The sequence below is a fragment of the Pseudoalteromonas sp. S554 genome (assembly GCF_005930865.1).
Lineage (GTDB): Bacteria > Pseudomonadota > Gammaproteobacteria > Enterobacterales > Alteromonadaceae > Pseudoalteromonas > Pseudoalteromonas marina.
The window spans coordinates 20,385-30,865 of the sequence record NZ_PNDV01000053.1; the positions used below are offsets into that span (position 1 = coordinate 20,385).

8 protein-coding genes are annotated in these 10,481 nt (G+C 39.8%); 7 read left to right on the forward strand and 1 reads right to left on the reverse strand.

Annotated elements, in window-relative coordinates; translation table 11 throughout:
• Nucleotide 1: 1 nt before the first annotated feature.
• Nucleotides 2–136, reverse strand: a complete 135-nt coding sequence (gene rpmH / locus CWB65_RS12870) for a 50S ribosomal protein L34 (protein ID WP_004335215.1) — start codon at nt 134–136, stop codon at nt 2–4.
• 518 nt (nt 137–654) lie between these two features.
• On the opposite strand from rpmH, the gene dnaA reads away from it, so the two are divergent.
• From dnaA to CWB65_RS12905, 7 genes are all read left to right on the forward strand, one after another.
• Entirely contained in the window at nt 655–2,043 is a 1,389-nt protein-coding gene (gene dnaA, locus CWB65_RS12875) for a chromosomal replication initiator protein DnaA (protein WP_010558115.1), read from the forward strand.
• Between the two features lie 13 nt (nt 2,044–2,056).
• Nucleotides 2,057–3,160, forward strand: a complete 1,104-nt coding sequence (dnaN, locus tag CWB65_RS12880; RefSeq protein WP_138740741.1) for a DNA polymerase III subunit beta — start codon at nt 2,057–2,059, stop codon at nt 3,158–3,160.
• Nucleotides 3,161–3,175: 15 nt separating this feature from the next.
• A complete protein-coding gene (gene recF / locus CWB65_RS12885) occupies nt 3,176–4,270 on the forward strand; it encodes a DNA replication/repair protein RecF (protein WP_008130777.1) in 1,095 nt (364 codons plus the stop codon).
• 12 nt (nt 4,271–4,282) lie between these two features.
• Nucleotides 4,283–6,709 carry a DNA topoisomerase (ATP-hydrolyzing) subunit B gene (gene gyrB, locus CWB65_RS12890; RefSeq protein ID WP_138740742.1) on the forward strand — a complete coding sequence of 809 codons (2,427 nt, stop codon included), beginning with the start codon at nt 4,283–4,285 and terminating at the stop codon, nt 6,707–6,709.
• A 141-nt stretch (nt 6,710–6,850) separates the two neighbouring features.
• Entirely contained in the window at nt 6,851–7,753 is a 903-nt protein-coding gene (glyQ, locus tag CWB65_RS12895) for a glycine--tRNA ligase subunit alpha (protein ID WP_008130780.1), read from the forward strand.
• Between the two features lie 2 nt (nt 7,754–7,755).
• On the forward strand, nt 7,756–9,825 hold the full coding sequence (gene glyS / locus CWB65_RS12900; RefSeq protein ID WP_138740743.1) for a glycine--tRNA ligase subunit beta: 2,070 nt from the start codon (nt 7,756–7,758) through the stop codon (nt 9,823–9,825).
• Between the two features lie 103 nt (nt 9,826–9,928).
• Nucleotides 9,929–10,378 carry an early set domain-containing protein gene (locus CWB65_RS12905; protein ID WP_008130788.1) on the forward strand — a complete coding sequence of 150 codons (450 nt, stop codon included), beginning with the start codon at nt 9,929–9,931 and terminating at the stop codon, nt 10,376–10,378.
• Nucleotides 10,379–10,481: the final 103 nt, after the last annotated feature.

A 10,481-nucleotide genomic window follows, 5' to 3' on the forward strand; every position in this document is an offset into this window, starting at 1 on the left:
ATTAAGCAGAAAGAACTTTGCGGCCTTTAGCGCGGCGACGTGCTAATACTTTACGGCCATTTACAGTTGCCATGCGAGCACGGAAACCGTGTGCACGTTTGCGTTTTAAAACGCTAGGTTGAAAAGTTCTTTTCATAACAATCTCATCCGATCGGTTAAAGTTAAAACATCCTATGCAGGTCGCGATCCTGGCACAGGTGCCATTGCGAGCGCGAGATATTATAGATGAAACGACCTAAAGTCAATAATAATTACGCGTTAAGCACCGTGTTTATTAAGCAGGCAGTTAGTGATAGTAAAGCGCGATCTAGTAGGATCATCATAAATAAGAAGTTTTCCACAGCCCTTGTATAAAAAGTGAATAAAAGCGGGGGAAAAGTAAATTGGATCGTAAAATTGGTTCGCGATCTTGGTGTTATTTTGTTATGATCTGTTATCAGGCTAATAATTAAAAATTTAATTAAATCAGGTTGTTAGCTTTTTTTCATGTCGTTATACATAATTTTATAAAAATCAGCCTTTTACTTGTGGATAAAGTGCCTTCATAATACTTGGTCTTGGGCCGCTTATTTGGCTATTTAAACGCAATAAATGCATGGTTTTTAACCATTTTTGATGTGCGGGAATAAAAATTATATCTCTGGGAGTTTAACTGTGTATCTGTCGGTTTGGCAAAGTTGTTTATATGTATTGCAAGATGAATTGCCTTCGCAGCAGTTCAGTATGTGGGTAAGACCACTTCAAGCAGAAAGTACCGAAGATACTCTGACTATTTATGCACCTAATCGCTTTGTGCTTGATTGGGTGAGAGAAAAATACCTTAACCGCATTAACGAACTACTCGTCGAGATTTGTGGTGACGAAGCACCGGAACTTCGTTTTGATGTAGGTAGCAAACCACTTTTAAATACACAGGTTGCACCTGCTACAGAAACACAGCCTGCACCTAGTATTCAAGCATCAGCAAAGCAACAGCCGCGTGAGCAAAAACCGGTTGTTGAACCCGCACCTAAATCGGGCTATAAATCAAACATTAAAGAAAACTACACCTTTGATAGTTTTGTTGAGGGTAAATCTAACCAATTAGCAAAAGCGGCTGCAACTCAAGTGGCCGATAACCCTGGCTCTGCATTTAACCCTGTATTTATATACGGTGGTACGGGCTTAGGTAAAACGCACTTACTCCATGCTGTAGGTAATGGCATTATGGCAAATAAGCCTGATGCTAAAATTGTGTATATGCATTCAGAGCGTTTTGTACAAGATATGGTTAAAGCACTACAAAATAATGCAATAGAAGAATTTAAACGTTATTACCGTAGTGTTGATGCATTAATGATTGATGACATTCAATTTTTTGCCAATAAAGAACGTTCTCAAGAAGAGTTTTTTCATACCTTTAATGCGTTGCTTGAAGGTAATCAGCAAATTATTTTAACTTCTGACCGTTACCCTAAAGAAATTGAAGGGGTAGAAGACAGGCTTAAGTCTCGTTTTGGTTGGGGATTAACAATTGCTATTGAGCCTCCAGAGCTTGAAACACGTGTAGCCATTTTGATGAAAAAGGCGCAGCAGAGTAAAATAAACTTACCTCATGAAGTGGCTTTTTTCATTGCAAAAAAATTACGTTCAAATGTACGTGAACTTGAAGGCGCACTTAACCGTGTAATTGCAAATGCAAACTTCACTGGACGTCCTATTTCTATCGACTTTGTAAAAGAAGCATTGCGTGACTTATTGGCGCTGCAAGATAAGCTCGTCACAATTGATAATATACAGCGTACAGTGGCTGAATATTATCGAATTCGTGTCTCGGATTTACTTTCTAAACGCCGAAGCCGCTCTATAGCAAGGCCTCGTCAGGTTGCTATGGCGCTGTCTAAAGAATTAACCAATCACAGTTTACCTGAGATTGGAGACGCGTTTGGTGGCCGTGACCATACAACGGTTTTACATGCGTGTCGTAAAATAAAATCGTTACGTGATGAAAGTCACGAAATTAAAGAAGATTATCAAAATTTAATAAGAACATTGTCATCTTAGGGCTGACTTTTTTATGCAAATAACAATATCAAGACAACAATTTTTAAAGCCATTGGTTCAAGTATCGGGCGCAATTGAGCGTAAGCATACGTTACCAATTTTATCTAACGTTTTGTTAGTAGTAGAAAACGGACAGCTTTCGATGACAGGGACCGACCTTGAAATTGAATTAGTGTCTGGTGTTTTTGTTGGTGATGATATTGCCGATACAAAATTAACTTTACCTGCTAAAAAGTTACTCGATATTTGTAAAAGTCTACCTGAAGGTTCAGACATTATGTTAAGCTTACAAGACCACCAGTTGTTATTAACGAGTGGTAAAAGTCGTTTTTCACTTACAACGTTATCAGCGGCTGACTTCCCCAATTTAGAAGAATGGGATGGTGAAGTTGAATTTCAACTAACGCGTTTAGAGCTTCGTAAATTACTTGAAAGCACGCACTTTTCAATGGCAAACCAAGATGTACGTTATTACTTAAACGGTATGTCGTTTGAAGTTGATAATAGCGATATTAAAACGGTGGCTACCGACGGACACCGCTTGGCGATTGCACAGAAAAAGCTTACTCAATCACTTAATACTCAACGCCAATTAATTATTCCACGTAAAGGTGTGCAAGAAATCATGCGCCTTATGGTTGCCGACGATGAGCTAGTCACTATTCAATTCGGTGCTAATCACATTCGTATTATTGACATTGAGTTTACGTTTACCAGTAAACTAGTTGATGGTCGTTTTCCTGATTACCGTCGTGTACTTCCACGAGGCGGTGATAAAACAATTATTGCCAACCGTGAATGGTTACGAAATGCTTTTCAGCGTGTATCTATTTTATCAAATGAGAAGTTTCGTGGTGTACGCTTAAACTTATCAAATGGTTTATTAAAAATTACTGCCAATAACCCAGAGCAAGAACAAGCTGAAGAGGTTGTTGAAGTAAATTATCAGGGTGATGAGTTAGAAATTGGTTTTAATGTTTCATATGTTTTGGATGTATTAAACACATTAAAAACTGAAGATGTACAGTTTACGTTAGCAGACTCAAACAGCAGTGCACTAATAGAAGGCGCTGGTGATGATGAAGCAATGTATGTTGTTATGCCTATGCGTTTATAAGATCACAAACATATAATGAGCTTAAGTCATTTGAGCCTCAAATATTTTCGTAATATTGAGGCGCTGACGCTAGAACCTGTTAATGGCGTAAACATTATATATGGTGAAAATGGCAGCGGAAAAACCAGCCTTTTAGAAGCTATTTATTACCTTTCTCACGGCAAGTCTTTTAGAACACCAAAGCACAAAAGCATTATTGCACACCAGCAAGAGCAATTTGTAATTCATGGCCGAAAGACGGTGCATGATTTATCAATTCCTATTGGTATTAGCAAAACGCGTTTAGGTGAAACAAATTTAAAGATTCAGGGTAAAGCGAGCCGTAAAATATCTGAGCTTGCACAGCTAATGCCTGTTCAAATTATTACGCCTGAAAGTTATTCTTTATTTTTTGGTGGGCCAAAAGAGCGTAGAAAGTTTTTAGACTTAGGTTTGTTCCACGTGGAACATGAGTTTTTTTACTTGTGGCAATCGTTTAATAAAGTATTAAAACAGCGTAATGCTTTACTAAAATCTAAGCCTAAGAATTATTTTGACCAAATTAAGTTTTGGGACAAAGAATTTGTTAGACTGGCTGAAGAAATAAATAAATTAAGATTGGCGTATATAAGTAGGTTTAAGCAGCAATTTTTTGATAAAATGTGCTCAGAATTAACGCTTATACGCGATTTAGAAATGACGTTTAATGCAGGCTGGAAAGAGAATGAATCTCTTGCAGATGCGTTAGAGCAAAACTTTGAGCGAGATGCTCGCCAAGGATTTACAAGTAAGGGCCCACATAAGGCCGACTTTAGTTTCAGTGTCGCTGGCAACAGTGTAGAGAATACGTTCTCACGCGGGCAGTTAAAGTTATTATTGTATGCGTTAAAAGTAACGCAAAATAGCTTAATTGAGTCAGAGACCGATAAGCAATCTATATTGCTAATAGATGATTTACCCTCAGAGTTAGGCGAAGATACAAAAGAGAAAGTTGGGCAACTATTGTCTCACTGCAGTTCTCAAATATTTATCTCTTCAATTTTATCTGAGAGTATTTCTGCTGTGGTGGAACCCATGCAACGAGAACTAAAAATGTTCCACGTGAAACATGGCAACCTAATAACAAGATAAGTGGGATTAACCATGTCTGAGAATTATGACTCGTCGAGTATTAAAGTACTTAAAGGATTAGACGCAGTAAGAAAGCGTCCTGGGATGTATATAGGGGACACCGATGATGGCACAGGCTTACACCACATGGTGTTTGAGGTCGTTGATAACTCAATAGACGAAGCCCTTGCTGGTCATTGTGATGATATTTTTGTAACGATTCACTTAGATGGCTCTGTATCGGTTAGAGATAATGGCCGTGGTATCCCAGTGTCTATCCATGAAGAAGAAGGCGTTTCGGCTGCCGAAGTAATCATGACGGTACTTCATGCTGGTGGTAAGTTTGATGATAACTCTTATAAAGTATCAGGCGGCTTGCATGGTGTGGGTGTTTCGGTTGTAAACGCACTTTCAGAAAAATTAAAACTAACCGTGCGTCGAGAAGGTAAACTTCATGAGCAGTTTTACACTATGGGTGTGCCAGATGCGCCACTTGCTGTTATTGGAGATTCTGAAACAACGGGTACGGAACTACGTTTTTGGCCAAGTGCAGAAACATTCACTAATTTAGATTTTCATTACGATATTTTAGCAAAACGCCTACGTGAACTGTCGTTCCTTAACTCGGGCGTTAGTATCATTTTAAATGATGAGCGTGAAGAAAATAAAAGCGACCACTTTAAATACGAAGGTGGTATTCAGGCATTTGTTGAATACATTAACCGTAACAAAACACCTATTCATAAAGGCGTTTTCCACTTTACACATGAGCGTGTAGAAGACGGAATTAGCGTTGAAGTATCAATGCAATGGAATGACGCATACCAAGAAAACATTTACTGTTTTACAAATAACATTCCACAACGTGATGGTGGTACTCACTTAGCCGGTTTTAGATCTGCGCTAACACGTACACTTAATAACTTTATGGAAAAAGAGGGCTTTAACAAGAAAGCAAAAACAACCAGTAACGCAACCGGTGACGATGCGCGTGAAGGTTTGACAGCTGTAATTAGTGTTAAAGTTCCTGATCCTAAGTTCTCTTCGCAAACAAAAGACAAGCTAGTATCTAGCGAAGTTAAGTCTGCCGTAGAACAAGCAATGGCTGAGAAGTTCACTGAGTTTTTGTTAGAAAACCCAGTAGATGCAAAAATTGTTGTTGGGAAAATTATAGATGCATCACGTGCGCGTGAAGCGGCACGTAAAGCGCGTGAAATGACACGTCGTAAAGGCGCAATGGATCTTGCCGGTTTACCGGGTAAATTAGCCGATTGTCAGGAAAAAGATCCTGCACAATCAGAACTTTATATAGTGGAAGGGGACTCTGCTGGCGGTTCAGCCAAGCAGGGTCGTAACCGTAAGAATCAGGCGATTCTTCCGCTTAAAGGTAAAATTCTAAACGTAGAAAAAGCACGTTTTGATAAAATGCTGTCTTCACAAGAAGTTGCAACACTAATTACTGCATTAGGTTGTGGTATTGGCCGTGACGAATATAACCCTGAAAAACTACGTTATCACCGTATTATCATCATGACCGATGCGGACGTAGATGGTTCTCACATTCGTACTTTATTGCTTACATTCTTCTATCGTCAAATGCCGGAAATTGTAGAGCGCGGATATATTTATATTGCTCAGCCACCACTTTATAAAGTGAAAAAAGGTAAGCAAGAGCGCTATATTAAAGATGACCCAGCACTTGTTGAGTACTTAACATCGCTTGCACTTAATAATGCAGCTTTATACACAAGTGCAGACGCATCTGCGCTTGAAGGTGAAGCCTTAGAGAAAATAGTTCACGATTACCAAAATACAGTTAAAGTAATCGAGCGCTTAAAACGTAAATACCCTAACACGGTAATGGAACGTTTAATCTACCAAAGCGAGTTGACCAAAGAAGACCTTGAAGACGAAGCTAAAGTAATTACGTGGACAAAAGAGCTTGTTGACGATTTAGTTGACCGTGACGAAGATGCAACTATTTTCAACGCTGCAACTCAGTATGATGCAGAGCGTAACTTGTATTATCCCGTTGTGAATATTCGTCAACACGGTGTAGATAAGTCTCACGTACTAAGCTACGACTTCATTACATCGCGTGACTACCAACGTATTGCTGTGACTGGTGTTAACATTGCAAACATCATTACAGAAGGTGCTTATATTCAACGCGGTGAGAAAACAAAACCTGTTGATAACTTTGTGGATGCTTTGGAATGGTTGATCACTGAATCTAAGCGCGGGATCTATATTCAACGCTACAAAGGATTGGGTGAGATGAACCCAGATCAACTTTGGGAAACTACCATGGATCCAGACGCACGCCGTATGTTACAAGTAACCATTGAAGATGCTGTAGGCGCGGATCAGTTATTTGCTACGCTTATGGGCGATCAGGTAGAGCCACGTCGTGACTTTATTGAAACTAACGCACTACGCGTAGTTAACTTAGACGTGTAAAAACATATTTAGATAATAAAAAGGAGCCTAAGGGCTCCTTTTTTATTTTCTACAAATACACAAACTGCTTAAAACCTGAGTGTACACACGGTATACTAAGGATAATTTTCACGCTACTTCTTAGATAGTAAAAAGCCAAATATGCAAAAATACGACGTAAAAACCTTCCAAGGTTTGATCCTGGCTTTACAGGATTATTGGGCACAGCAAGGCTGTGTCATTATTCAACCACTTGATATGGAAGTGGGCGCTGGGACATTTCACCCGCAAACATTTTTGAAATCAATTGGCCCTGAGCCAATGTCTAGCGCATACGTACAACCGTGTCGCCGTCCTACGGATGGCCGCTATGGTGAAAACCCAAACCGCTTACAACATTACTACCAATTTCAGGTAGTCTTAAAGCCATCACCAGATAACATTCAAGAGCTTTACTTAGGCTCACTAGAAGCAATGGGTATTGATACCCTAACTCACGAAGTACGCTTTGTAGAAGATAACTGGGAATCACCAACGCTTGGCGCATGGGGCTTAGGGTGGGAAATTTGGTTAAACGGTATGGAGGTAACGCAATTTACCTACTTCCAACAAGTAGGTGGATTAGAGTGCTCACCAGTAACTGGCGAGATTACTTACGGCCTAGAGCGTTTAGCAATGTATATTCAAGGCGTAGATAGCATTTACGACCTAGTATGGGCAGACGGTCCACTAGGGCGTGTAACTTACGGCGATGTGTTCCACCAAAATGAAGTAGAGCAGTCTACTTACAACTTTGAACATGCAAACGTAGAAGACTTGTTTGCGCAGTTTGATAAGTGTGAAGCTGAGAGCCAAAAGTTAATAGAAGCAAATTTACCACTTCCTGCCTACGAGCAAGTGATGAAAGCATCGCATGCATTCAACCTATTAGACGCGCGCCATGCTATATCTGTAACAGAACGTCAGCGTTATATTTTACGTGTTCGTGCGTTATCAAAAGCATGTGCACAAAGTTATTACGATGCACGCGAAGCGCTTGGTTTCCCGCTGTGTAAGGATAAGTAAGCATGACAGCACAAAATTTATTAGTAGAAATTGGCACTGAAGAGTTGCCACCAAAGTCGTTGCGTAAACTTGCCGAGGCATTTGCTGCAAATTTAACTCAAGAGTTAGAATCGCTAGAATTAGCACATCAAGGCGTAAGCTGGTATGCATCGCCTCGTCGTTTAGGTTTACAAGTAAAAGCACTTGAAGCTAAACAACAGGACAAAGAAGTTGAAAAGCGCGGGCCAGCAACTAAAGCAGCATTCGATAGTGAAGGTAACCCTACAAAAGCAGCAATGGGTTGGGCACGCGGTTGTGGTATTGATGTAAGTGAAGCACAAACACTTGAAACGGATAAAGGCGCATGGTTATTGCACATTGCTAAAGTAGCAGGGCAAGAAACTAAAACGCTAATGGCAGATGCTATCGCAAAAGCGTTAAGTAAATTACCAATACCAAAGCCAATGCGCTGGGGTGCGAATAAAACACAATTTATTCGCCCAGTTCATACCGTCACTATTTTATTTGGTAGCGAATTGCTAGAAGGTGAGATCCTTGGTAAGCAAGTAAGTAACCAACTTCAAGGTCACCGTTTTCATCACCCAGAAAAAATTAGCATTAACCATGCTGATGAGGTTTTTGATGTACTTAAATCTGCTTACGTTATTGCAGATTACGAACAACGTAAAGCGCAAATACGTGCACAAATAGAAGAAGCTGCAAGCGCAGTTAACGCTGTTGTTGCAATGGATGAAGATTTACTAGAAGAAGTAACATCACTAGTAGAGTGGCCAGTTACTTTAACGGCAACATTTGAAGAAGCATTTTTAGATGTACCAGCCGAAGCGCTAATTTACACCATGAAGGACGATCAAAAATACTTCCCGTTATTAGATCAAAACGGCAAGCTTTTAAATAAGTTTTTGTTTGTATCTAACATCGAGAGTAAAGACCCAAGCGTGGTAATTTCAGGTAACGAAAAAGTTGTACGCCCACGTTTGGCTGATGCACAGTTCTTCTTTGAGACCGACAAAAAGAAAACATTAGAAAGCCGTTTAGAATCGCTTGATACCGTTTTATTCCAAAAGCAGTTAGGTACGCTTAAAGATAAGTCTGAGCGTATTAGCGAACTTGCAGGGTATATTGCTGAGCAATTAGGCGCAGATAAAGACTTAGCAAAACGTGCAGGCCTATTAAGTAAAACAGACTTAATGACCGAAATGGTAATGGAATTTACTGATGTACAAGGTGTAATGGGAATGCATTACGCTCGCTTTGACGGTGAAGCAGAGGATGTAGCGCTTGCACAAAACGAGCAATACATGCCACGCTTTGCAGGCGACAACTTACCTACAAACCTAATTAGTTGTGCAGTAGCCATTGCAGATAAGTTTGATACGCTGGTGGGTATTTTTGGTATAGGCCAAGCACCAAAAGGCGATAAAGACCCATTTGCACTTCGTCGTGCTGCTATTGGTGCACTGCGTATTATGGTAGAAAAAGAGTTACCTCTTGATATTTTAGACCTAGTAGCAAAAGCACAAACATTGTTTGGCGATAAGCTAACTAATCTAAATGTATCAACCGACGTATTTGAATTTATGCTTGGACGTTTCCGTGCATGGTATCAAGACGAAGGTATTGAAGTAGATGTTATTCAAGCTGTGCTAGCACGTCGTCCAACTAAACCAGTTGATTTTGACCGTCGTGTTAAAGCCGTAAGCCACTTCCGTACTTTAGACGCAGCAGAAGCCCTTGCAGCCGCAAATAAACGCGTAAGTAACATTCTTGCTAAAAATGACATCACAAGCCAAGGTAATGTTGTTGAGAGCTTATTAAGCGACGACGCTGAAAAAGTATTGGCATCACAAGTGGCAAAATTTGCAACTGAGCTTGCACCACTTTATGCCGATGGAAACTACCAAGAAGCGCTTAGCCAATTGGCAGGCATTCGTGAAAGTGTTGATAACTTTTTTGACAACGTAATGGTTATGGCCGACGATGAAGCTGTTAAGCAAAATCGCCTTGCGCTATTAAGTCAGTTAAGTAGTTTATTTTTAGATATTGCAGATATTTCTGTTTTACAAAAATAACAACCATTAGCAATTTAAAAAGCCAGCATAACGCTGGCTTTTTAGTTTTAATACCTACCTAGATTAATTAAGCTAATAGGTATAATGAATAGGATGAAAATTGATGATTTCAATAAAAAAAATAATACCACTCGCTATTGCTGGGTTACTCAGTGCATGTTCAAGCCAAATATCAATTAACGATGTATTGCCACAAAAAGAACTCGACCGCACCATGTACCTGCGAGGCGATTTTACTTTATGGGACGCAGAGCCACAGTACCAATTTAGCTTAGTGGGCCCAGCACTGTATCAAGCGCAGGTAAAATTTAGCACACCGGGTAAAGTGTACGAATTCAAAATTGCCGATGCCGATTTTAGTGAAGGCTTTAACTGTGGTTACAGCGACTCATTCCCACAAGGTCAAAGTTTAACACTTGGGCAAGCAGCAACGGCAGACTGTAATACTATTTATAATTACTTTAGTTACACACCTGCGATAAAAGGCACATACATAGTAAGCATTGATTTTAGTGACTATGACGAGCCAAAAGTGACTATTACTAAGAAATAGCAGAATGTTTATAGTTGTCAGTTTTTAGCGTAAAGAGAAGTAAAAAACCGTACTTGATTTAACGAGCACGGTTTCTATTTTAAAACTGAGAACTGAGAACTGA

Coding starts and splice junctions, on each gene's coding strand:
- rpmH (WP_004335215.1), bottom strand. CDS start 136: ATGAAAAGAACTTTTCAACCTAGCGTTTTAAAACGCAAACGTGCACAC.
- dnaN (WP_138740741.1), top strand. CDS start 2,057: ATGCAAATAACAATATCAAGACAACAATTTTTAAAGCCATTGGTTCAA.
- recF (WP_008130777.1), top strand. CDS start 3,176: ATGAGCTTAAGTCATTTGAGCCTCAAATATTTTCGTAATATTGAGGCG.
- gyrB (WP_138740742.1), top strand. CDS start 4,283: ATGTCTGAGAATTATGACTCGTCGAGTATTAAAGTACTTAAAGGATTA.
- glyQ (WP_008130780.1), top strand. CDS start 6,851: ATGCAAAAATACGACGTAAAAACCTTCCAAGGTTTGATCCTGGCTTTA.
- glyS (WP_138740743.1), top strand. CDS start 7,756: ATGACAGCACAAAATTTATTAGTAGAAATTGGCACTGAAGAGTTGCCA.
- CWB65_RS12905 (WP_008130788.1), top strand. CDS start 9,929: ATGATTTCAATAAAAAAAATAATACCACTCGCTATTGCTGGGTTACTC.